This window comes from Streptomyces uncialis (assembly GCF_036250755.1).
Taxonomy (GTDB): Bacteria; Actinomycetota; Actinomycetes; order Streptomycetales; family Streptomycetaceae; genus Streptomyces; species Streptomyces uncialis.
The window spans coordinates 2,364,118-2,387,684 of record NZ_CP109583.1; the positions used below are offsets into that span (position 1 = coordinate 2,364,118).

A 23,567-nucleotide genomic window follows, 5' to 3' on the forward strand; every position below is an offset into this window, starting at 1 on the left:
ACTGCTGCGGACGCGCACAGGTATAGTCCACTTGAGGACGCGCGGGCAAGATCGAATGCAGGTTTGGGCGGCAGTCTTTCCCTAGTTGAGACCTCACGGATATATAGCCCGACCTCCCCCGGGCCCTCCCCGCGACCACCGCGGGACGCGTTCGCTTCCGCACATCCGATGACCCGATGAACCTCCCGGGCCCGGCGCGCCGAACCCCCCGTACGCCCCACGGCATCACGGACAACACCCTGGACACCTCACGCCACTTACCGCAGTACTGTTCCTTGCGCAACGGAATTGACAACGTTGTCCACTTCCCGGAGGGAACTCGGATGCGGCGTGGAACGCGGCATGGATCAGGTAACGGCCTCATCGTGGGCGTGGCGGCCCTCGCGCTGCTGGCCCCGGGGCGGGCGGACCCCGCCGTAGCCCTCCCCGGGGCGCCACCGCCCGGGCCCGCGGCGGGGTTCGCGTCCTCCTTCGAGAACGGTGAACCCGCGCCGGACTGGCTGGACTCCGCCGAGACCACGGCCACCGGTGAACGCCGGACCTCCGGTGTCGACGGCGGCTCCCCGGATCTCCCGCACATGCGGACCCGGGTCGACCGGGGCCCGACCGCCTCCCCCACCGCCAAGGCCCGGGCCGGCTTCACCGGGGCCAGGGCGCTCACCTACGCGGGGCGGCACCGCGGCGAGGGACGGGCGTACGCGTACCACAAGGTCTTCGACGTGGATGTGGCCGTCGGCCGGGACACGGAGCTGGCCTACCGGGTCTTCCCCGCGATGGCCGACGGGGACCCCGACTGGGCGGCGACCCATGTGGCCGTGGACCTGGCGTTCACCGACGGCGGCTACTTGAGCGATCTCGGCGCGGTCGACCAGCACGGTTTCCCGCTGAGCCCGCGGGGCCAGGGCGCGGCGAAGTCGCTGTACGTCAACCAGTGGAACGACGTGGTCGCGCGGATCGGCGCGGTGGCGCGGGGCCGGACGGTGGACCGGGTGCTGGTGGCGTACGACGCGCCCGGCGGTCCGGCGCGGTTCCAGGGCTGGGTCGACGACATCGCGCTGCGCACCGCGGAGCCGGAACCGGTGGCGGCGGCCGGGGTGCGGCCGTCGGAGCGGGTCTCCACGGTCCGGGGCACCCACTCCAGCCGGGCGTACTCGCGTGGCAACACCTTTCCGGCGACGGCCGTGCCGCACGGTTTCAACTTCTGGACGCCGGTGACCGACGCGGGCTCGCTGAGCTGGCTGTACGACTACGCGCGGAAGAACGGCGCGGACAATCTGCCGAGACTCCAGGCGTTCAGCGCCAGCCATGAGCCCAGTCCGTGGATGGGTGACCGGCAGACGTTCCAGATCATGCCGTCGGCCGCGCCCGGCATCCCGGACGCGGGGCGGCGGGCCCGCGCGCTGGCGTTCCGGCACGAGAACGAGACGGCGCGCCCGCATCACTACGCGGTGACGTTCGAGAACGGGCTGCGGGCGGAGATGACGCCGACGGACCACGCGGCGATGCTGCGCTTCACCTTCCCCGGTGCGGACGCGAGCGTCGTCCTCGACAACATCTCCGACCGGGCGGGGCTCACCCTGGACCAGGAGCGGGGGGTGGTGACCGGCTTCTCCGATGTGAGGTCGGATCTGTCGACGGGGGCGACACGGCTGTTCGTGTACGGGGAGTTCGACGCGCCGGTGCGTGACGGCGGCAGGCTGCGGAGCGACGCGGGCGGAGAGGTCGCCGGGTTCCTGCGGTTCGACGCGGGCCGGGACCGGACGGTCACGCTGCGGCTGGCGACCTCGCTGATCGGGGTGGAGCAGGCGAAGACCAATCTGCGGCGCGAGATCCCGGAGGGCATGCCGTTCGGCGCGGTGCGGGCGGCGGCGGGGCGGAGCTGGGACCGGCTGCTGGGCCGGGTGGAGGTCAAGGGCGCGACCCCGGAGCAGCTCACGACCCTGTACTCCGGTCTGTACCGGCTGTATCTGTATCCGAACTCGGGCTTCGAGCGGGTCGGCCGGCGGTTCCTCTACGCGTCGCCGTTCTCGCCGCAGCCCGGTCCGGACACGCCCACCCGTACCGGGGCGCGGATCGTCGAGGGCAGACCGTATGTCAACAACGGTTTCTGGGACACGTACCGCACGACCTGGCCGGCGTACGCGCTGCTGACGCCGCGGCACGCGGGCACCCTGGTGGACGGGTTCGTGCAGCAGTACAAGGACGGCGGCTGGACCTCGCGGTGGTCCTCGCCGGGGTACGCGGACCTGATGACGGGCACGTCCTCGGACGTGGCGTTCGCGGACGCCCATCTGAAGGGGGTCCGCTTCGACGCGGGGGCCGCGTACGAGGCGGCGCTGAAGAACGCGACGGTGGTGCCGCCGATGCCGGGGGTGGGCCGCAAGGGCATGGAGACCTCGCCGTATCTCGGGTACACGGCGACGGACACCCGGGAGGGGCTGTCCTGGGCGATGGAGGGGTACGTCAACGACCACGGCATCGCGCGGATGGCCGGGGCGCTGTACGCGCGGACCGGTGAGCGGCGCTACCGGGAGGAGGCGGAGTACTTCCTGGACCGGGCCCGGGACTATGTCACCCTCTTCGACGCGAAGGCCGGGTTCTTCCAGGGGCGGGACCGGCTGGGCCGCTGGCGGGTGCCGTCGCGGAGCTACGACCCGAGGGTGTGGGGCCATGACTACACCGAGACCAACGGCTGGGGCTACGCCTTCACGGTGCCGCAGGACTCCCGGGGGCTGGCGAACCTGTACGGCGGCCGGGCCGCGCTCGCGGCCAAGCTGGACACGTACTTCGCCACCCCGGAGACGGCGCGGTTCCCCGGTTCGTACGGTTCGGTCATCCATGAGATGACGGAGGCGCGGGACGTCCGGATGGGGCAGTACGGGCATTCCAACCAGGTGGCGCACCACACGCTGTACATGTACGACGCGGCGGGGCAGCCGTGGAAGACGCAGAAGAAGGTCCGCGAGGTGCTGGCCCGGCTGTACACGGGGTCGGGGATCGGCCAGGGCTACCACGGGGACGAGGACAACGGCGAGCAGTCGGCCTGGTACCTGTTCTCCGCGCTGGGGTTCTATCCGCTGGTGCTCGGCGGGAACGAGTACGCGGTGGGGTCGCCGCTGTTCACCGAGGCGCGGGTGCGGATGGACAACGGCCGCACGCTGGTGGTGAAGGCGCCGCGCAACAGCGCGCGCAATGTGTATGTGCGGGGGCTCAAGGTCAACGGGAGGCCGTGGCACTCGACGGCGCTGCCGCACGGGGTGCTGGCGCGGGGCGGGGTGCTGGAGTTCGAGATGGGGCCGGAGCCCTCGTCATGGGGTACCGGGCCGGACGCCGCGCCCGCCTCGATCACCGGGGACGACCGGCCGCCCGCGCCCCGTTCGGACATCCAGCGGGGCACGGGTCCGCTGTTCGACGACACCTCGGCGACCTCGGCCGAGGTGGGAGTGCTGGCGCTGCCGGTGGCCGGGGCGAGGCGGGCCGCGCAGTACACGCTGACCTCGGCGGACCGGGGGCGGGCGCCCACCGGCTGGACGCTGGAGGGTTCGGCGGACGGGCGGCGCTGGCGAATCCTGGACCGCCGGGCGGGTGAATCGTTCGCGTGGGACCGGCAGTTGCGGGTGTTCCCGGTCGGCGCGGAGCAGGGGGCACCGGTGGCCTATCCCCACTACCGGCTGGTGTTCGACGGTCCGGGGACCCTCGCGGAGGTGGAGCTGCTGGGCTGAGCGGCGCGTGGGTGCCCCGTACAGCCGTCCGTACGGCTCCCTGGCGGCCGGGGCCGCATGGAAAGGAGGGCCGCACCCCGTTCAGGGGGAGCGGCCCTCCTCGGTGTCCTGACGCGGGCCGGGGCCCGCCGCCGGCTACTTGCGGATCAGCGAGCGCAGCACGTACTGCATGATGCCGCCGTTGCGGTAGTAGTCGGCCTCACCCGGGGTGTCGATGCGGACGACCGCGTCGAAGTCCACGCCCGTGTCGGTGGTGACCTTCACGGTGCGGGGGGTGGAGCCGTCGTTCAGCACGGTGACGCCGGTGAAGGAGAAGGTCTCCTCGCCGGTCAGGCCGAGCGACTCGGCCGTGGCGCCCTCGGGGAACTGGAGCGGGAGGACGCCCATGCCGATGAGGTTCGAGCGGTGGATGCGCTCGTAGGACTCGGCGATGACGGCCTTGACGCCGAGCAGCGCGGTGCCCTTGGCGGCCCAGTCACGGGACGAGCCGGAGCCGTACTCCTTGCCCGCGAGGACGACGAGCGGGGTGCCCTGCTCGATGTAGTTGCGGGACGCGTCGTAGATGAACGACACGGGCGCGTCGGCGGACTCGGCGGCCTGGGTGAAGTCGCGGGTGTAGCCGCCCTCGGTGCCCGGCGCGATCTGGTTGCGCAGCCGGATGTTGGCGAACGTGCCCCGGATCATGACCTCGTGGTTGCCGCGGCGGGAGCCGTAGCTGTTGAAGTCGCGGCGCTCGACGCCGTGCTCCGTGAGGTACTTGCCGGCGGGGGTGTCGGCCTTGATGGCACCGGCCGGGGAGATGTGGTCGGTGGTGACCGAGTCGCCCAGCTTGGCCAGCACCCGGGCGCCGGTGATGTCGGAGACCGGGGTGGTCTCCATCGTCATGCCCTCGAAGTACGGGGGCTTGCGGACGTAGGTGGACTCGGTGTCCCACTCGAAGGTGTTGCCGGTCGGGATCGGCAGGGACTGCCACTGGGCGTCGCCCGCGAAGACGTCGCTGTAGGACTTGTTGAACATGTCCTCGCCGATGGAGTTGGCGACGACGTCGTTCACCTCGGCCTCGGTGGGCCAGATGTCCTGGAGGTAGACCGGCTTGCCGTCCTGGTCGATGCCCAGGGCGTCACGGGTGATGTCGACCTTCATGGAGCCCGCGAGGGCGTAGGCGACGACCAGCGGCGGGGACGCCAGGTAGTTCATCTTGACGTCGGGGTTGATCCGGCCCTCGAAGTTTCGGTTGCCGGAGAGCACCGAGGTGACCGCGAGGTCGTGGTCGTTGACGGCCTTGGAGACCTCTTCCGGCAGCGGGCCGGAGTTGCCGATGCAGGTGGTGCAGCCGTAGCCGACGAGGTTGAAGCCGACCTTGTCGAGGTAGGGGGTGAGCCCCGCCTTGTCGAAGTAGTCGGTGACGACCTTGGAACCCGGCGCGAGGGTCGTCTTGACCCACGGCTTGCGGGTGAGGCCCTTCTCGACCGCCTTCTTGGCCACCAGCGCGGCGGCGACCATGACGTACGGGTTCGAGGTGTTGGTGCACGAGGTGATCGCGGCGACGGTGACGGCGCCGTGGTCGATCTCGTAGGTGGACCCGTCGGGCGCGGTGACCGTGGTCGGGTTCGACGGCACGCCGTTGGAGGAGGCCGGGGCGTCGGACGCGGGGAAGGACTCCTTGCCCGCCTCCTCGTCGTCGGACACGTAGTTGCGGACGTCCAGCGCGAACTGCTGGGCGGCGTTGGCGAGGACGATCCGGTCCTGCGGGCGCTTGGGACCGGCGATCGACGGGACGACCGTCGAGAGGTCCAGCTCCAGCTTCTCGGAGAAGTCGGGCTCGGCGGCCGGGTCCAGCCACAGGCCCTGCGCCTTGGCGTACGCCTCGACGAGCGCGACCTGCTGCTCGCTGCGGCCGGTCAGGCGCAGGTACTTCAGCGTCTCGCCGTCGATCGGGAAGATCGCGGCGGTGGAGCCGAACTCCGGCGACATGTTGCCGATGGTGGCGCGGTTGGCGAGCGAGGTCGCGGCGACGCCCTCGCCGTAGAACTCCACGAACTTGCCGACGACACCGTGCTTGCGGAGCATCTCGGTGATGGTCAGCACCAGGTCGGTGGCGGTGGTGCCGGGGGTGAGCTCACCGGTCAGCTTGAAGCCGACGACGCGCGGGATGAGCATCGAGACCGGCTGGCCCAGCATCGCGGCCTCGGCCTCGATACCGCCGACGCCCCAGCCCAGCACACCGAGGCCGTTGACCATGGTGGTGTGCGAGTCGGTGCCGACGAGGGTGTCGGGGTACGCCTGGCCGCCTCGGACCATGATCGTGCGGGCCAGGTGCTCGATGTTCACCTGGTGGACGATGCCGGTGCCCGGCGGGACGACCTTGAACTCGTCGAACGCGGTCTGGCCCCAGCGCAGGAACTGGTACCGCTCGCGGTTGCGGCCGTACTCCAGCTCGACGTTCTGCGCGAAGGCGGTGTTGGTGCCGAACTTGTCGGCGATGACGGAGTGATCGATGACCAGCTCGGCCGGGGCCAGCGGGTTGATCTTCGCCGGATCGCCGCCCAGCTCCTTCACGGCCTCACGCATGGTGGCGAGGTCCACGACACAGGGCACACCGGTGAAGTCCTGCATGATCACACGGGCCGGGGTGAACTGGATCTCCTGGCTGGGCTGCGCCTGCGAGTCCCAGCCACCGAGGGCCCGGATGTGGTCGGCGGTGATGTTCGCGCCGTCCTCGGTACGGAGCAGGTTCTCCAGCAGCACCTTCAGGCTGTAGGGAAGGCGCGCGGAGCCCTCGACCTTGTCCAGCTTGAAGATCTCGTACGACTCGTCGCCCACACTCAGTGTGGCGCGGGCGTCGAAGCTGTTCGCCGACACGACAGTCTCCTTCATCAGTGCGCGTACTACCGCCATCGCAATCCTGCCGCCACGCCCCCTCGCCGATCCGCTAAGGTAAGGCTAAGTTAGGTAGACCTAACCGGGGTGGGCGGCTGCGGTACGCCTCGGCAGATATCTCGATGTCGAGATAACTCTAGTACATCGCGGCGGCGCGGTCATGCCCGGACCCGGTGTCCTGGCTCACCGCGCCGTCCCCCATGCCCCGGACCCGCCGCCCCTTCCCGCGCTCCCGCCCCCCACGACCCGGCCGCCCCATACGCGTTGACCACGGGCGGGGGGGCGATCGCCGGTCCGCGGCGGCACGGGGAGGTCCCGGACCGGCCACCGGAAGAGAATCGGTCACCGACGGGACGAGATCGGTCGCCGGTGGGGCCGGATCGGTCCGGGGCGGTGCCGGATCGGTCGCCGGGTGGGCGGGGCCGGTCGCCGGGTGGGCAGGACCGGTCACCGGAGGCGGTCGGCGGGGTGGACCCCGGTCGGTCGCGGACCCCGGCCACCGTCGCGGGGCCGGGTCGCGGACATGGGAGCGGGGCACGAACACGGCAGCGGGTCACAGTCACGGGGCCGGTCGCGAACAACGGGAGCGGATCGCAGGCACCGGCCCAGGTCGGCATCAGGGCCGGGTCAGTCGCGGGACCAGCGCTCCGTGAACAGCCGGAGCGAGGGGGGCGTGCCGGGCAGCCGACCCGCGCCCGGTGCGCGCAGACCGTCCAGCGCGAGGGCGACGAGTCGCCGCCGGGCCGCCTCGGCCTCGGGCACCAGATCGTCACGGCCCTGCTTGCGGAGCTGGTCCAGCACCGGGGAGGTCCCGAGCTGCTCGATGAGCAGCGCGATGTCGACCGGGGTGACGTCGGCGCGCAGCACTCCGGCCCGGTGGGCGCGGTCCACGAGCTCGTCCAGGAGCCGGTCCGAGCGGTCGCTCGCCTTCCGCATCCGGTCGGTGACCTCGATGGTCCCGGCGATCGGGCCGAGCGAACCCTGGCCGAACTCGACGCATGCGGTGAGGAACCCGGCCAGTCCGGACCAGGCGTCGGGGTCGGTCAGGCCCTGTTCGGCGGCGGCGATCCAGTGCTCGACGGAGAGCACGCTCAGCCGCTGGAACAGCTCCTCCTTGGTGCGGTAGCGGCGGTAGAGGCTGCCGATGCCGACCCCGGCGCGCGCGGCGATCGCGGCCACCGAGGCGTGCGCGCCCTCGGTGGCCAGCACCTCACGAGCGGCCCGCAGCAGCGCGCGGTCGTTGCGCTCGGCCTCCGCCTGGCGGGGGCCCCGTCGTTCGGGTGGCGTCATAGCGACGCATCGTAATCGCCGTGCGGGCGGGCAAAGCGGGCGGGATTCCCCGGACCTCTTGCGGAGCGAAACGCTCCGCGATTAGAGTCCCCCTCTAACCGGAGCAATTCGCTCCGCAGGGCGTTCGCGGGCAACCGGCCGGACGGCCCACCGACATGACGGGGAGCGGCACCATGACCAGCACACCGCAGGGGACGACCACGGGCGACGGACCGGGCACCGGTTCCACGGCACCCGAGGTGACCGGGGTCGGCGTGGCGAGCGGGGAGCGGGTGGCCGACATCGATGCCATCCAGCGGCTGATCGCGGACGCCGGCGAGCACCAGAACGATGTCGAGCGGCTCATCGCGCTGCACACCCCGGACGTGTCGATCGTGAACTTCGTCGGACGCCGGCTGCTGGGCCGGGACTCCATGGAGAAGGTCATGCGCGTGGCCGTCGCCTCGCCGCTGGCCAAGATCCTCACCACGGTCGACGTGCTGCACATCCGGTTCGTCCGCGCGGATGTGGCGGTGGTCGCCTGCGTCAAGCATGTGAGCGACGAGCGGGACCCGGCGACCGTGACAGGCGACGACGTACAGGTGCATACGACGACCGGTTCGCTCACCTATGTCCTGGAGAAGAGCGGAACGCCCGGTACCGGATGGCGGATCACCCATGCGCAGACCACTCCGGTCCTGGGCTGACCACTCGACCGGACGGGCGAGGTGCGGGGCCGGTGCCCGGGGAGGCGACGGCCCCGACTCCCCCACTGGGCCCAACAGGCGGTTCGCGCCCGGACGGAGCAGGCGCGGTTGCCCCGCCGGGCCGGGTCCCGCAGGATCGGAAGCAGACCGCCGACCGGGCGACAACGGTGGGTCCATCCGAGGGATTCGGCAACTCCAATGGCGCACCCTGGCGATAACGTCATCTCATATCTGAGATAGCCTGCGGCACATGGCAGACGACTACCTCGTACGCATCGGCAAGCTCATCCGTGACGCCCGGCAGCATCGTGGCTGGACCCAGTCCCAGCTCGCCGAGGCGCTCGGCACAAGTCAGAGCGCCGTCAACCGCATCGAGCGCGGAAACCAGAACATCAGCCTTGAGATGATCGCCCGCATCGGTGAGGCTCTCGACAGCGAGATCGTGTCCCTCGGCTACGCGGGCCCCATGCATCTGCGTGTGGTCGGTGGACGCCGACTGTCCGGTTCCATCGACGTCAAGACGAGCAAGAACGCCTGCGTCGCGCTGCTGTGCGCGACCCTCCTCAACAAGGGCCGTACGGTCCTGCGCCGGGTCGCCCGTATCGAGGAGGTCTTCCGGCTGCTGGAGGTCCTCAACTCCATCGGTGTGCGCACCCGCTGGATCAACGACGGTGTCGACCTGGAGATCGTGCCGCCCGCCGAGCTCGACATGGGGGCCATCGACGCGGACGCCGCCCGCCGCACCCGCTCCATCATCATGTTCCTCGGTCCGCTGCTGCACCGGATGGACCACTTCAAGCTGCCCTACGCGGGCGGCTGCGACCTCGGCACCCGCACCATCGAGCCGCACATGATCGCCCTGCGCCGGTTCGGCCTGGACATCACCGCGACCGAAGGGCTCTACCACGCGGAGGTCGAGAGCCGCACCGAGCTCGACCGGCCGATCGTCCTGACCGAGCGCGGCGACACCGTGACCGAGAACGCGCTGCTGGCCGCCGCCCGGCACGCCGGCACCACGGTCATCCGCAACGCGTCCTCCAACTACATGGTCCAGGACCTGTGCTTCTTCCTGGAGGCGCTCGGCGTACGGGTCGACGGCGTCGGCACCACCACCCTGACCGTGCACGGCGTCCCCACCATCGACGTGGATGTGGACTACTCCCCCTCCGAGGACCCGGTCGAGGCGATGAGCCTGCTGGCCGCGGCCGTCGTCACCGAGTCGGAGCTGACGATCCGCCGGGTGCCCATCGAGTTCCTGGAGATCGAGCTGGCGGTCCTGGAGGAGATGGGACTCGACCACGACCGCTCCGCCGAGTACGTCGCCGACAACGCGCGCACCCGGCTGATCGACCTCACGGTCCGCCCCTCCAAACTGGAGGCGCCGATCGACAAGATCCACCCGATGCCCTTCCCCGGCCTGAACATCGACAACGTGCCCTTCTTCGCGGCCATCGCCGCGACCGCGCAGGGCAAGACCCTCATCCACGACTGGGTCTACGACAACCGCGCGATCTACCTCACCGACCTCAACCGGCTCGGCGGCCGCCTCCAGCTCCTGGACCCGCACCGCGTCCTGGTGGAGGGCCCGACCCGCTGGCGCGCCGCCGAGATGATGTGCCCGCCCGCGCTGCGCCCGGCGGTGGTCGTCCTGCTGGCGATGATGGCCGCGGAGGGCACGTCCGTCCTGCGGAACGTGTACGTCATCAACCGCGGCTACGAGGAACTGGCGGAGCGCCTCAACTCCGTGGGCGCCCAGATCGAGACGTTCCGGGACATTTGACATACGAGCGCCGCCGCACCTCGTCTGACCTGCCAAAACAAAGGTCTGATGGGGGTGCGGCGGCGTCTGTGGGACTTCTCTGGGACTTTGGGCCCGGGAGCACTCCCGGGCCGCAATCTCGGTTAGCCGAACAGGGCGTCGATGGCGGCGGTGCCGCGGGCGCCCGCCCGGGGCAGGAAGTGCGCGTACTTCCTCAGAGTGAACCCCGGGTCGGAGTGTCCCAGCCACTGGGCGAGTGAGACGACCGACTCACCGGCCTCCAGCTGCTCCGAGGCGTAGAAGTGGCGCAGCGCGTGGAAGCCGTGTTCGCGGGAGGGTTCCCAGACGCGCTGTCCGTCGGCGCGCTGCTCCAGGCCGCCGATTACGCCGGCCTTGGTGAGTGCGGGTTTCCAGATGTAGGAGTTGAAGTAGTTCCGGTTGATCGCCTTGCGCTCGCGGCCGGTCACGAGCAGGTTGTACGTCCGGGGCGGCGGTGCTTGGCCTCCACCGGTGTCTCCGGTGGGCGGGGGTCGTCCCAGGCCATGGTGACCGGCACGGACGGGAACGCGGTCGCGTACCGTCGTGCTGCTTCGCCAACGCTGGAGGGCAGTGCCACGTCGCGGACCTTGCGGCCTTTGGGGAGCGCGAAGCACAGGCTCGCCCGGACCATCTTGATCTGGCGGCGGATGTGGACGACGCCCTCGTCGAAGTCGAAGTCGTCCAGGCTGAGTCCGAACGCCTCGCCCTGGCGCAGGCCGAGACCGGCGCCGATCTCCACGAGGATCCGGTAGCGGTCCGGGAGGGCGGCGCGGACTGTCCGTACGTGTTCCTGCGGCCATGCCTCCAGCCTGCCCGGAGCAGCGGCGGGCGGCCGGACGGTTTTAGCGCGGCACGGGTTGCGTGCGAGCCTGCGGTCCTCGACGGCTGCCTGGAGCACGCTGGACAGCGTGGCCCAGACGAGGCGGATGGAGGTGGGCCCGAGGTCCTGTTCCAGCCGCTTCTTCCAGCTTCGGAGGACGTCGGTGCCCACGGCGTTCAGGGGGAGCGCTCCGAGGTGCGGAAGGATGTGGCGCCGCACCCGCTGTTCGATGCGCTCGATCGTGGACGGGTCCCCGCTCTGGGTAGGCCACCAGTGCACGCTGATGTAGTCCTTGACAGGCAGGTCGCCGTCCCGCGGGTCGACGAATTCCTGGCGCCGCACGTCGGTCTGGGCTGTCGCGAGCCAGGTCTTGGCATCGTTCAGCGCGTCGAACGAACGGTCCTTGACACCCGGGATCCCCTTCACCCGGTAGCGGGTGCACTTTCCGTACATGGCGGTGCGCTCACGCCTGCCGGTCTCCCGGCTGGGGCGCTTCTTCAACCAGCGATCTTCGATGTAGCCGGGCAAATCTCTCCTTCGAACGGAAACGGGGGGCGCCCGATCAGGTCAGGCGACCGCTGAGCTGCCGGATCGGTAGTGACGCGGGGCGTTGAGGGGGCTCAGTTCCGTATTGCAGCGGGAGTCGGCCTGTTCTTGTTCATGGATCCAGGCGTCCAGGGTTTCCCGGCGGTACATGACGCGGCCCCGTGGCCCCATACGGAAACTCGGCGGCCCTTGGCGCCGGTGCCGCCAGACGTAGAGCGTATGTGGCGAGAGGCCGAGGTATTCGGCCGCGTCTTTCACATTCAGGAACGCCGCGCCGACAGCGACGAAGGGGGCGGGAAGTGGGTGTGTGGGCATGGGGAGTCCTGTGTGAGTGAAGCGAGTGGCCGACCGCGGGCGGGGAACGGCGAGGTTCTCCCACCCGCGGCAGTTGCTGAGAAAGCGACGAGATCTGTGATCCGGCCGCTGATCGAATGCGCGTTGCGGCTATCGGGCAGCGTGCGTCGGTGCGCGCTCCGGGCCGGCTGTGCCGAAGGCGGCTTCAATAAGGGCGTTGGAAGCTTCGGCCGACGCGGGCGGCTGAAAGCGGTGCGGGAAGCGGCGGGCGAGTGCAGAAACGCTGATGCCGGTCCGATCAGCCAGGTTGGAGATATCCCAAGCGGTGCGGTGCCCGCTCAGCCAGGTTGCAATACAGGTGTCTCGGAGGTCGGAGACCCTTCTGCCCAGAGGCGAGCTGAACTCGTGGGGCTCCAGGACGGCTTCCCGCGCGCTGCGCCATGCCTTGCGGTAGACGGCCCCGGGCAACGGTCGACCGTCATCGCGGGTGAACATCAGGTCCGCCGGACCTAGGCCACGCCGGGCGACTTCCGCCTTCAGAATCTCCACCAATTCCGGGCTTGCCGGAACCACCCGCACAACACCAACGCCCTCCACGGCTTCGTCCCCGCTCCTGAGACGGCCAGGAAGAACCATCAGCTCGCCCGGGCCTTGGTTGGGCAGATTCGCGTCACGCACCCGCAGAGCCAATGCCTCATGCGGCCTCAGTGCCGCCAGGGCTACGGACGACAGGAAGGCGCGCAGTGGGCGGCCGTTCCGCGGGCATTGACCGATCCGATTCAGCAAGTCGTCTCGCTGCCGATCCGACAGCAGGAACCTTTCATCAACAACAGCAGCCACAGGGGAGACTCCTCGAAATAGGGGTGCGTTTCCAACGGAACAAGACGCCCATCCGGCTTCAGCACCGAAGGACACCTACAAGGCTCCGGAAGATTCCCGGTTTCGCGAACCGGGGATTGCGTGGTACAAGGAGCGACGAAGCCCGACTTGCCGTTCGTGGTTGAGTCACATGGCCGGCGTCTCACGAGAGAGAAGAGTTCGGGTGCGCCGAGCACCTTGGCAGATCACTGGGCCACAGGTTTCGACTGTTTCCCGAGGCCCCTCAGCAGGCCCTCGCACCGACATGATCAAGGTTGACATATCTCTGGCGAAAATATCCAGTCAAATCAAGCACGAATTGGTCTGCCGTCGGCGAACTGCACTCGAACGCATCGCGCACCCAACGCCTCGCCGACACAAGGGGAAACCCGGAGGTGAGTTCTGCCAGACGTACAGCCACCCTGAACAAATACCGACCAGAGCGCCTCCCGCCAAGCCGCTGACACCTTTCCGCTCGATCGACTACTCGTCACTAAAAAAGCGAAACGGCCTCCGGAGCCGTGTGCGCAGGTTCGAATCCTGCCGGAGCCTCGCCTCAACCGGCACGATGTTGCGGTTGACCAGCGCAGATGCCAAGGATGAAGAGCGGGAACCAGTCTCACTGGTTCCCGCTCTTTGTCGTTGGTTCGCGCTGATCGCGATAGACCTGCGACAGGGGCTGACCTCCAGGCATCATCTGAAGACCGCAGCGGCGAACAGGGGCCGCGCAGCGACGGGATGCGCGACCCCGCGCCAAACGATCGCCCCCGTCGACACCCCTGGGAGGCCCTCCGTTGCCGCGAACCATCCGCTTCGACAAGACCCAAGAGGAACTTCAGTTCGAGAACACCTGTCGCCCGTATCGCGATGTTGAAGCCGCCGAGAGCGGGGAACTTACCCGCGAGACGACCATCGAGCCGCTCCGTGCGGGGCGGGCCGATGTTCTGATCGGCCAACCAGAAGGCTCATGGCTCGACGTAAAGCGTGCACATTATGACCTCGATACACAGCACGGAAAGATCTCAATTGCCCAGGCAGTAGCAAGGTTTGCAAACGCCGAGCACGGCGGCATCGTCGTGGTGGGCATGCGAGGAAAGAAAATTCCTTCGGGAGAACTGATTCACAGCATTTGCCCCGTACCCCTCGACGGACGCACGCTGCGTCGCTATCAGAGCGCCCTGGAGCACCACCTATACCCTCCTCCGAATCTCCTTGACATTGAGGAGTTCTCCCATGGATCAGGGCAATGGATTGTCTTTCTCCATATCCCGCCACAGTGACGGCGGCCAGTTGGGATTCCCCACGTACGGCCAGTTACTTTGTCACTCCCTGCGAGCAATCGGGCGATCTCCTGCGGCCTGGCTCAGTCGACGTCGCCGTTGCCCATGAGTTCGAGGAGGCGGGAGAGGACCCGAAGGCAGGCGTCGACCTCGGTGTCGGTGAGGTCACCGCCGACTTGGCGCAGCACTGCGCGTTCGCGGTCGAGCACGGCGGTGATAGCGGTCCGACCCTGTTCGGCCAGCCGGATGAGGGGGGACCTTTTGTGGGCCGGGTTGGGGGCAGGTTCGACCAGACCTCGTGTGGTCGCGTCGTTGACCATACGCTGGACGAACTGGCGGCTGAGTGTCTGCGCCCGTGCCATCTGAGGGACGGTCATGGGGCCATGTTCATGGAGCAGATTGAGTACGGCCCGCACCCCTACCGACAGTCCTTCGACGGACACGTCCTGCTCCACCTTGCGCTGGGTACGCCGGTACAGCGGGCCCACCAAGTCGAACACCTCGGTGAGTCGTTCAGTGAGTTCTTCGGATGCCAGGCCACGATCTGTCTCATTCATCCCACAAGGATGACACCCTGGTTGCCATTTTCCTACAGGAATGACACCTTGATTGTCATGAATGATCTGTTCTGGCTCGATACCGGCACTGGCCGCCCCCTCGTCCTGCTGCACGGTGGCTTCCTGGACCACCGCATGTGGAATGACCAGATCCCCGCCCTCGCCGCGCGGTACCGCATTATCGCGCCCGATGCCCGAGGCCACGGCCGGTCCGCCAACGCCACCGAACCGTTCCGGCACACCGACGTCCTCGCCGCGCTGCTACGACATTTGGGCACCGGCCCCGCCATCCTGGTGGGCGTCTCCATGGGGGGAAGCATCGCGGTCGACACCGCGCTGGAGCATCCGGAACTGGTCAGTGCGGTGGTCGTCAGCGGCTCCGGGACCAGCGAACCGTACTTCACCGACCCCTGGACCACTCAAACCTGGACCGCGTGGCAGTCGGCGATGTCCGCCGGCGACCTGGACGCCGCCGTCGAGGAGTTCACACTCTTCGCCGCAGGCCCGCACCGCACCCTCGACGATCTCGACCCGGAAGTCGTCAGCCGACTGCGCGAGATGACACGCAGCACCCTGTCCAAGCACACCCCCGACGAACCCGACCCGCGCATCCCCGTCCGCGACACCTGGAACCGTGCCGCCAAGATCGACGTACCCGTGCTGGCCATCAACGGCACCATCGACTCACCCGACCACCTCGGCATGGCCGAACGCCTCACCAACACCGTCACCAACGGCCACGCGACATCGATCGACGGAACCGCCCACTACCCCAACATGGAACGCCCGAACGTCTTCAATAGGGCGCTCGAAGACTTCCTACGCACCTTGTGACCACCCAACCGACTCCTCGCTCCACGATCACCGAATGTCACCAACGGCGGCCAGATAGCTCCCCCGCTAATTGGCCGCCAGTGGGGGAATCCCAACTGGCCAACATCACCACAGCCCGAGGAACTTAAGCCTTTCCTTGTCCATGGGTCAGTAGTCGACGGATGCATCGAGGGCGCCTTCATCAGCATCGTCCGCCGCAGAGGCGAAGGGTCGATCCCTATTACCGCGCCTGCAATTCACTCCACGCTGGCTGCTGGCCGCGCCCTACTCAGGCGCGGCCAACTGCCCAGGGGCCCACAGAACTAATCGGCCCAGGCAAACTCCTTCTCAATCTTCATTTGCTGCTTGGTGGCCGTAGACGCACCCTTCGTAAACGCGATGGGTCACTTCGACGGAGTGCGGGCCCGGTGCTCTGCTAGTCGGTGATGCCGTAGTAGTCGCCGAGGAACTGGGCGATCTCCGCTGCGTGGGGCAGGAGCAGGGGGAGGTGGGTGGTGAGGGCGGTGCGGGTGGCGTCGGCGAGTTCGGCGCGGGAGGAGGTGGCGGTGGAGACGTAGGGGTCGAGGCGTCGGATGAGTTCGTAGTTGCTGGTGACGTCGACGTCGTGGAGGGCCTTCTCCAGCGGGGGTGCTCCGGGTGGGGGGATGGCGGGGAGGATGCGGGAGATGTAGGTGACGCGGTGGAGGATGCGCCAGCAGGGGGGTTTGCGGTCGCTGTGGCGGGCCTGGCGCAGGGCGGCTGCGTTGGGGTTGTTGCTGTTGGCGAGCCAGGTGGGGTCGGCGACTTTGTTGTAGAAGTCGTCGAAGTGGGTGGTGTCCTGGCCGAGGTAGAAGGTCATGAAGCGGTAGGCGTCGACTTTGCCGGGGACGAGGACGGGTTTGCCCGCGGCGTATACCGGTACGCCCTTGTCGTCGTATTTCTGGAGGTCGCGGGTGGGATTGCACTCGACTTCGATGCTGTGGGAGCGGGTGGCTTCGCGGCTTCGGGTGCGGGTGACGGTGGTGCCGCCGCCGAGGCTGGCCTCGAACTGGAGGCCGACGCCGACGCCGGAGATTTCGAAGCTGGTTTCCAGGGTGCCGGTGACTTTGCCGGAGAAGGTGTAGGAGCCGCCGGTGGTCTGGGTGACGACGTCGGTGGTGCCGGTGGTTTCGGCGAAGAAGCCGCCGTCGGCGGTCCAGACGTAGGTGTTGGCGATGTTGCGGTTGGCGAAGGCGTCGGCGGTGGCGGTGGGCTGTTTGGCGTCGGGGCTGGGGGGTGTTGCTCCGATGAAGGATTCCAGGACCTTGCCGGCGCGCTCGGCGGTGGGGTCGCTCTTGCTCGTTTCGGTGGAGACGGTGTTGTAGTAGTTCTCCAGTTGCTGGCGTTCGCGCATGATGCGGCGTTTGATGGCGTACGCCTCGCGGGGTTTGAAGTAGCTGTAGTCGCCGCGCTGAGTGGCGTTGGGGTAGGCGGGGTCGAGAACCTTGCCGCGTTCGTTGAAACCGACGGCTCCGTCGAGGGTGCCCTGTTTGGTGTATTGGGGGTTGATGGGGAAGCTGATGATGTTCCAGTCCCTGGGGATGTCGGGGTTGGGCATCATCCGGTAGGCGACCAGGTCACCGGTGTGGGCCAGGCGCAGGGCGTAGACGTCGGCGGTCTCGGACTGGACGAGGGCGTAGCCCTGGTTGGCGGGGGCGTAGCGGCGGCCGATGGCGTCATTGAGGAGGGTGGCGGGGTCTTCCCAGGCGCCGGTGAGGGTGGCGGTGGTGTTGCGTTCGGTGCTGGTGCCCTGGGAGACGGAGGTCTCGTTGGTCCAGGCGTTGGAGAATTCGAGGCTGCCGCCGAGGCCGCCTTTGACCTTGGCGTCGAAGAGTGGCCTGGCGATGCCGAACCCGACGGGCGCGATGATCATCAGGGTTTCCTGGTCGACTTCGGTTGCGGCGGTGAGGCTGAAGCTGGTGTCGACGCTGCGTTCGTGGGCGGAGGAGAGGGTGGAGGTGACCTCGTCGGCCTGCTGGAAGGTGACGGTGGAGCAGCCGGCGGGGTCGGTGCCGCCGGTGAGGTTTTCGGAGGGGACGGGTGGGGCGCCTTCGATGTAGCCGATGAGCTGGGGGTCGAACTGGATCTGGCTGACCCATTCGCTGACCAGGTCGCCGACCTTGTAGCCGGTGGTCAGGTGCCAGAAGCCGTCGCTGAGGTGGCTGTAGGAGCGTTTGAGGACGCCGTATGCCTCGCCGCTCTGGGTGTACTGGAGGTCGGCGTATTCGGCTGCGGCGGGTCCGGCGGTGGCGCTCTGGTGGAAGAGGGTGCGGACGCCGGCGAGGGCTGAGCGGACGGTGGCGGTGTCGGTGGAGACAGGGGCGGTGGACAGAACGATGCGGGGGCGGGTGGCGTCGGTGCCGACATCGAGGTGGTTGCCGCGCAGGGAGTGGTCCGCCACGGTTTCGGCGGTGACCGTGGTGGAGTCGGAGTCGAAGGGCCAGTAGGCGAGCAAGTCCTGTTTGTCACCCTTGAGGCGGGTGAAGAGGTTGTCCAGGAGCTGTTCGGGGGTGCGGGCGGTGCGCCACAGGCGCACCTCTTCGAGGGTGCCGTGGAAGAAGTCGCTGACGGTGCCGGCACGGTTGAGAGCGCCGAGGGTGAGCTGTTCGTCGCCCCACTCGCCGAGAGGAGAGGTGGCGGGGGTGTCGCAGGGGATGGGGCGGCCGTCGCGGTAGAGGGTGAAGGCGCTGGCGCGGGGGTCGGGGTCGGTGGTCCAACGGGCCCGGCGCAGCTTCAGGTCGTATCCGCCGGCGGTGTCGGTGGTGGAGTTGCCCTCGTTCTCCTCGAACGTCCAGCGGGCGATCAGGCCGTCGTCCCTCGGCTGGAGTACGGTGCCGAGCTGCTGGTTGTCCCGGGCCTTGCCCCAGATGCGGACCTCGCCGATGGTGCCCTTGAGCGCATGGGCGGTGGTGCCGTCCTGGACGCGGCCGATCTCCAGGGCGCCGTCGTTGCCGCGGGGGCCGGGGCCGGTGTACCGGCCGTAGTCGACGGGGATGAGTGTTGCGGGCTGGTTCTGGGGCTGGGGCTGCAAAAGGAATGCGGGGTTGATGATGGCGAGCTCGGTGCCGTCGACGACGAACCGGATGTCCTGCCATTCCGCGACGTCGACGCGTTCCACGACGTCGAATTCCTGGCTTGTGGTGGTGCCGTCGGCGCCGGTGACGGGGAAGTTGCGTTTGCCCTTGACTTCCTGGGTGGTGCTGCCGGCCTTGCGGACGACGGCGATCCGGTGGAAGCCCGCGGTGATCGCGGTGGCGGAGGTGAAACGTTTGACGACCGGTCCCGGTTCCTCGAAGGCAAACTCCAGCTTCCCGTTCGCGAGGACAGTGAGCTGGTAGGGGACGCTGCCGCCGGTGCCGTCCCCGAGCCGGCCCTTGGAGATCAGGCCCTGGCGGGTGCCGATCGCGTCGATGGTGGCGAAGACCTCGACGGTCAGGTCCCCGGTGATGTCGAGGGCGTCCGCGTCCGGGGTCTCGGCCCACGCCGTGCCGTCGAACCGCAGCGCCCAGGACTGCTCGTGGACGGCCGCCAGATGGGACCAGTCACCGCAGGGGTAGCTGTCCCGGCTCTGCCGGACCTTGTCCCCGACGGCCGCCACGATGCGGTACTTCGTCAGGGCGGAATCGGACGTGGCGGGGTCGCCCCAGACGCCGCCGTGACGTCCGAGCGGACCCGTGTCCGTGAACAGGAGCTGGCCGTCCGCGTACGCGGTGTCCAGACGGGACTTCTCGTAGATCCAGGCGCCGGTCAGCCCCGGCTCGGTGGAGGTGATACGGCGGTAGCGGTCGGCGTTGATGTCGGCCGCCGACCGGGCCACGTTCCACGTCCGCAGCTCCGCCAGCCGCCCGGAGAAGAAGTAGGTGGTGCCGGTGTCGGTGCGGCCGACGACGATGAAGGTACTGGCGGTGGGCACCCCGGTGGCTGTGCGGCGGGCGACCTCCAGCCCGTCCCGGTAGATGACCTGGACCTTGCTGGTCCGGTCGAAGGTGACCGCCCAGTGATGCCACTCACTGTCGTTGTAGGCCGCGGCGGTGGTGAGAGTCTGCGCGGAGCCTGAGGCGTTGAACCCGAAGCTGAATTTCCCGTCCGCGGTGAAACCCATGGTCAGCCCGTTGACACCACAGCAGACGATGGTGTCCACGGAGGTGCGGTTCGCAGTGCGCTTGAGCCAGCACTCGATGGTGAAATCCGTCCCCGTGGGGTCGGCCTGGTTAATCCCCAGGGCGTCGTTGCTGCCGTCCAGGAGCATGCCCCCGGGGAGCGCCTCTGCGGAGGTGAGGGCGAGAGCCGCCTTGGTGTCCGCGCTCCTGGCGTGCAGGATCCGTGAGCGGGCGGCGGGGATGAGGTGGGGCTTGATCCATGCCTCCGCGGTCAGGTCCCCAGCCGGGGCGGTGACCTGTTCGAGCCGGGCGGCGGGCAGGGACAGCCGGTGCGAGGCCCCGTTGAACGAGAAGGCCCGGCCCGGGGAGTCCCCGCGCCACCGGCTGCCGTGCCCGGACACCCGCACGGTCGCGGTCCCGTTCGGCACCGGCGACTCGGCCTTGTCCGCGCTCACCGTGATCCACCGCGAGCCCCGGGTCAGTGACACACCGGGCTGCGAGGCGGTGGCCTTGGTGGTGTCGTAACGCACGAGGGAGATCACCGTCCCGGGGGTGATCCCGGCCGACGGCGGGGGCGTCACCCGCAGCGTGGTCGCACCGACCACGGCGGCCGTCGTCACCAGATGGGAGGCACTCCCGATCCACAGATACCCATACGCGGGAACCGCCACGGGAGTGGCCTGGGTCAGGCGCACCTGGTCGCCGGAGACACTGGCCACCGTGCCGACCTGGACCGGCTCGTCCGGCACACCGTTGACGATCGCCGCCAGATCCCGGGCCCGCCGCGGCAGCCGCGCGAACACCTCCGTCTCCGTACCCCGGGTGACCGTCAGATCACACAATCCTGCGGCCGCCGCGCCGTTCACCGTCGCATCGGTGACACGGATCTGCGTTCCCGCCCCCAGATCGAGCCCCGGATCACGGGCGGTGAACAGCGCCGTCACCCCGGCCGCGGCGATCTGCTGAACCCCGCGCACCGCACTGGTGTCCAGATACGCGGCGAACAATTGCCCGTTCGCCCCCCGGAAATACATGGCCACCCGCCCGGCCGCACTGTCCATCAGGAACGGTGTGGCCGAACTCCGCGCGAACCGCAGCACCGCCCCCGCACTGCTCAGACCGTTCGCGTCGACCGCGATGATCGGCACCGACAGCACCAGATCAGCCGAACCCAGCAGCGCCCCGGTCAGCCGCGACAGCTCCTCGCGCGCCAGCCCGAGGTCCGCCTGCTTCACCGCCAGATCCTGCTCCCGACGCTGGATAAGGGGACCGACGACAGCGAGCCGGCTCTGCTTCAGCAGCAGCTGCGGGTCCGGGGCCATCCCCACCTTCTCGGCCCGTAACGCGATGGCAAGGTCCTCCGGCCCCACTTGAAAGCCGCGATACCAGAGATTGGAGTCCACCTGCTGGAGGGTGAAGCCGGTACGTATGTCGCCCTTCACATACCACTGGACGTTCGTGGACGGCGTGCCGGTGACAGCGGGCTGCAGCACGCTGCCCACAGCGCCCGGTGGGTGGGGGCTGGGGAGTGCCGACGACGTGCCCATGACCCTGTCGCCCACATCCAGAGCGACCACCATCACCCTGGGGTTGCCGTAACGGCCCTCCACACCGGGCACCGGCCTCAACTGCCAACGCATCCCGGGCGTGGAAGTATCCCCCACCATATCGCCGGACCAGCGGCCCAGGTAAATTTCCTGGCCGGCCATCCTGATAGAGACGGCCCATTTCATCGGGTCGGTGGAACCCGACCCGATGATCCGGGCGATCTCCGCCTCAAGCCCCGCCTTCTCCACCGTCAGGGCAGTGACCTCGTTCTGAATGGTCCGCACTTCCTGCTCCAGCTGCCCGACCCGCCCTTCCTGAGCGGTGACCCGGTCGGCGGACTCCTCCACCGGGCGGCCGACCTCCGACAGGGTCACCACGTCCGGCACGTCGGCGAGACGCCCGTCCACCCCCACCCCGAAGTCGACAGCGGCGATGTGCGCCTCCGCCGCCGGGGTCCCGCTGGGCCGGGTGGCACACGCGAGCAGGACGCGGGCCTGACGTTTCGCCGGCTTGGCCTCGTCACCGTAGCCGGACACCGCCTCCTCCTGCTGGTAGTACAGCGAGGCCGACAGACCGGACACCACATCCCGCCCGGACACCGTGAAACTGTCCCGGCGCACCCCCGGATGGTCACCGACCGGGGCCAGCGAGGTCACCCACGCGGGCGTCCCGGTCAGTGTCCCGTGCGCGGCGCTGTCCGTCTGGTCAAAGGCCCGCGTCCCGGCGGCCTCGTCCAGCCGGTAGTACGCGGCGAGACCCGGCTCGTTGCCGATCAGCCGGTGGACCCGCTCCTCGGCCACCTCGTGCTGGGCCCGGCCCCGCCGCCAGATCCGCACCTCGTCGATCACCCCGGCGAAGAACCCGCCGCCCTGCGCCGCACCGATCCGCAGCCCCGCCGTGCCGTCCTGCCCGTAAGCGAGCACGGCGCTCCCGCTGAACGCACCGTTCACGTACACGGTGGCGACCGACCCGTCGAAGGAGACCGCCACATGCGCGTACACGCCGGCGGTGATCGTCTGCGCCGCGGTCAGCGAACCCGCGCCGTGGTCCAGCACCACCTGCCCCGTACCGGTCACCCGCAGGCGGAACCCGCCCTGCCCCGTACCCGACCAGCGCGCCACCACCGGACCACCGGCCGCATCCGGACGGATCCACGCTTCCACCGCATACGCCCGGCCCTCGAACCTCAGCGCCGGCGCCGCCCCGAGATCGACATACGCACTCGTGCCGTTGAACCTGAGCGCGGTCTCGGCGTGCCGGGTCTCCGAGCTGACCGGCACCAGCGCCAGACCCGTGAACGGGCACGTCCCCGGCTCCCGCTCGAACACCGAAGCCCGGTAACGCTCATCCGGACTCGTCCAGTACCGGCTGCCCTGCGTGTTGAACAGACCGTCCGCGCCCTGCTCCACATTGAACGAGTCGATCCGCCCGGTGACCTGGTTGAAGGCGAAGAACTGCCACCGCTGCTGCCCCTGTACCGCCGTCGGCGTCAGCACCGCCGCGAACCGTCCCCCGGTCAGATTCCGGATGAACGCCAGCTCCTGCGTCGGCTCGAAGAACGGCTGCCCGTCCATGTCCGCCGCGCCCAGACTGTCCTTCGCCGACTCCGGCTCGCTCTTGTGCCGGCTGCGCTTGAACCGCACCTCGCCCACCGGCTTCAGCGCACCGCCGACCAGCAGAAACCGGTCACACAACAGGGTGTCGGCCACCACCGGCACCTTCGCCCCCGCGGTGTCCGTCACCACGTCCGCCCGCGACCGGTCACCCGAGCAGCCACCGCCCGACAGCGCGAACACCGCATCCGCATGGGCCGCGCCGACCGCCTGCCGCAGCACCACCACATGGGTCCCGTCCGATATCACCTGGAACGGCACACCGGACGCGGTCAACCGCGCCGTCGACGACAGGAAACCATCGGTCTCCTCCGCCGACAGCTCCTCACCGTCCTCCGCCTCGACCCGACCACCCCGCTTGACCACCGGCATCGCCGTCGACCCCACCACCGCGTACCCGACGGTGACGATCTCCCCCGGGAACGGCAGCTCGACCGGGTTCTCCGACCAGTACGCGGCATCCAGCTCACCCCGCTTCTCGTCATGCAAGGACAGATCCAGCACCGTGTACACGATCCGCCGCCGGTCATCCAGCGCGAACGCCAGCACCGTCCCCTGATGCCGCACCATCGTCGTATACGTGTACGTCCGATCGCTGTACACCTTCAGCAAGCCCTGATCGACCGTCATGAACCATCCGTCCTCGAAGGCCACCCCCCGAAACAGCAAAGGGCAGCAGGCAGCGAAAGCACCGCGATATCCCGCCGCCCAAGAGCGGCGCAA

Annotated in this window: 13 protein-coding genes; 5 read left to right on the forward strand and 8 right to left on the reverse strand. The window is 68.9% G+C overall.

Features of this window, described 5'->3' with window-relative positions; genetic code table 11:
• The first annotated feature begins 323 nt into the window (after positions 1-323).
• Positions 324-3,722, forward strand: coding sequence for a GH92 family glycosyl hydrolase (locus OG711_RS09675; protein ID WP_329559067.1), 3,399 nt, complete (start codon positions 324-326; stop codon positions 3,720-3,722).
• 135 nt (positions 3,723-3,857) lie between these two features.
• Here the strand turns inward: OG711_RS09675 and acnA are convergent, their stop codons facing one another.
• Together acnA and OG711_RS09685 are read right to left on the reverse strand one after the other, a co-directional pair.
• Complete coding sequence (gene acnA / locus OG711_RS09680; RefSeq protein ID WP_073790427.1) at positions 3,858-6,584, reverse strand: aconitate hydratase AcnA; 2,727 nt, start codon at positions 6,582-6,584, stop codon at positions 3,858-3,860.
• A gap of 645 nt (positions 6,585-7,229) precedes the next feature.
• Complete coding sequence (locus tag OG711_RS09685; RefSeq protein ID WP_329559068.1) at positions 7,230-7,892, reverse strand: TetR/AcrR family transcriptional regulator; 663 nt, start codon at positions 7,890-7,892, stop codon at positions 7,230-7,232.
• Positions 7,893-8,065: 173 nt separating this feature from the next.
• Between OG711_RS09685 and OG711_RS09690 the strand changes: the two genes are divergently transcribed.
• Positions 8,066-8,578 carry an SgcJ/EcaC family oxidoreductase gene (locus OG711_RS09690; RefSeq protein ID WP_079184737.1) on the forward strand — a complete coding sequence of 171 codons (513 nt, stop codon included), beginning with the start codon at positions 8,066-8,068 and terminating at the stop codon, positions 8,576-8,578.
• A 250-nt stretch (positions 8,579-8,828) separates the two neighbouring features.
• Positions 8,829-10,358 (forward strand): helix-turn-helix domain-containing protein, encoded by a 1,530-nt coding sequence (locus tag OG711_RS09695; protein ID WP_073789641.1) that lies wholly within the window; start codon positions 8,829-8,831, stop codon positions 10,356-10,358.
• Between the two features lie 122 nt (positions 10,359-10,480).
• Here OG711_RS09695 and OG711_RS09700 read toward each other — a convergent pair whose 3' ends face one another.
• The 4 genes from OG711_RS09700 to OG711_RS09715 form a co-directional block, all read right to left on the reverse strand.
• On the reverse strand, positions 10,481-10,804 hold the full coding sequence (locus OG711_RS09700; RefSeq protein WP_245876822.1) for a site-specific integrase: 324 nt from the start codon (positions 10,802-10,804) through the stop codon (positions 10,481-10,483).
• Positions 10,801-11,697, reverse strand: a complete 897-nt coding sequence (locus OG711_RS09705) for a tyrosine-type recombinase/integrase (RefSeq protein WP_245876821.1) — start codon at positions 11,695-11,697, stop codon at positions 10,801-10,803. The genes OG711_RS09700 and OG711_RS09705 overlap by 4 nt, the downstream gene beginning before the upstream one ends.
• A gap of 66 nt (positions 11,698-11,763) precedes the next feature.
• Positions 11,764-12,057 carry a helix-turn-helix transcriptional regulator gene (locus OG711_RS09710; RefSeq protein ID WP_266507386.1) on the reverse strand — a complete coding sequence of 98 codons (294 nt, stop codon included), beginning with the start codon at positions 12,055-12,057 and terminating at the stop codon, positions 11,764-11,766.
• Between the two features lie 129 nt (positions 12,058-12,186).
• The gene (locus tag OG711_RS09715) at positions 12,187-12,876 is read right to left on the reverse strand and encodes a hypothetical protein (RefSeq protein WP_329559069.1); all 690 of its coding nucleotides are present in this window, start codon (positions 12,874-12,876) and stop codon (positions 12,187-12,189) included.
• Positions 12,877-13,688: 812 nt separating this feature from the next.
• Between OG711_RS09715 and OG711_RS09720 the strand changes: the two genes are divergently transcribed.
• A complete protein-coding gene (locus tag OG711_RS09720) occupies positions 13,689-14,174 on the forward strand; it encodes an ATP-binding protein (RefSeq protein ID WP_143201251.1) in 486 nt (161 codons plus the stop codon).
• An 83-nt stretch (positions 14,175-14,257) separates the two neighbouring features.
• Here OG711_RS09720 and OG711_RS09725 read toward each other — a convergent pair whose 3' ends face one another.
• Entirely contained in the window at positions 14,258-14,731 is a 474-nt protein-coding gene (locus tag OG711_RS09725) for a MarR family winged helix-turn-helix transcriptional regulator (RefSeq protein ID WP_073789635.1), read from the reverse strand.
• 57 nt (positions 14,732-14,788) lie between these two features.
• On the opposite strand from OG711_RS09725, the gene OG711_RS09730 reads away from it, so the two are divergent.
• Positions 14,789-15,565, forward strand: a complete 777-nt coding sequence (locus OG711_RS09730) for an alpha/beta fold hydrolase (protein WP_079184736.1) — start codon at positions 14,789-14,791, stop codon at positions 15,563-15,565.
• A 415-nt stretch (positions 15,566-15,980) separates the two neighbouring features.
• Here the strand turns inward: OG711_RS09730 and OG711_RS09735 are convergent, their stop codons facing one another.
• Positions 15,981-23,474 carry a LamG domain-containing protein gene (locus OG711_RS09735; RefSeq protein WP_266507392.1) on the reverse strand — a complete coding sequence of 2,498 codons (7,494 nt, stop codon included), beginning with the start codon at positions 23,472-23,474 and terminating at the stop codon, positions 15,981-15,983.
• Between the last annotated feature and the right edge of the window lie 93 nt (positions 23,475-23,567).

What these genes read in the sequence shown, in the direction of transcription:
- OG711_RS09675 (WP_329559067.1), top strand. Translation starts at nt 324, where the DNA reads ATGCGGCGTGGAACGCGGCATGGATCAGGTAACGGCCTCATCGTGGGC.
- OG711_RS09685 (WP_329559068.1), bottom strand. Translation starts at nt 7,892, where the DNA reads ATGACGCCACCCGAACGACGGGGCCCCCGCCAGGCGGAGGCCGAGCGC.
- OG711_RS09690 (WP_079184737.1), top strand. Translation starts at nt 8,066, where the DNA reads ATGACCAGCACACCGCAGGGGACGACCACGGGCGACGGACCGGGCACC.
- OG711_RS09695 (WP_073789641.1), top strand. Translation starts at nt 8,829, where the DNA reads ATGGCAGACGACTACCTCGTACGCATCGGCAAGCTCATCCGTGACGCC.
- OG711_RS09710 (WP_266507386.1), bottom strand. Translation starts at nt 12,057, where the DNA reads ATGCCCACACACCCACTTCCCGCCCCCTTCGTCGCTGTCGGCGCGGCG.
- OG711_RS09725 (WP_073789635.1), bottom strand. Translation starts at nt 14,731, where the DNA reads ATGAATGAGACAGATCGTGGCCTGGCATCCGAAGAACTCACTGAACGA.
- OG711_RS09730 (WP_079184736.1), top strand. Translation starts at nt 14,789, where the DNA reads ATGAATGATCTGTTCTGGCTCGATACCGGCACTGGCCGCCCCCTCGTC.
- OG711_RS09735 (WP_266507392.1), bottom strand. Translation starts at nt 23,474, where the DNA reads ATGACGGTCGATCAGGGCTTGCTGAAGGTGTACAGCGATCGGACGTAC.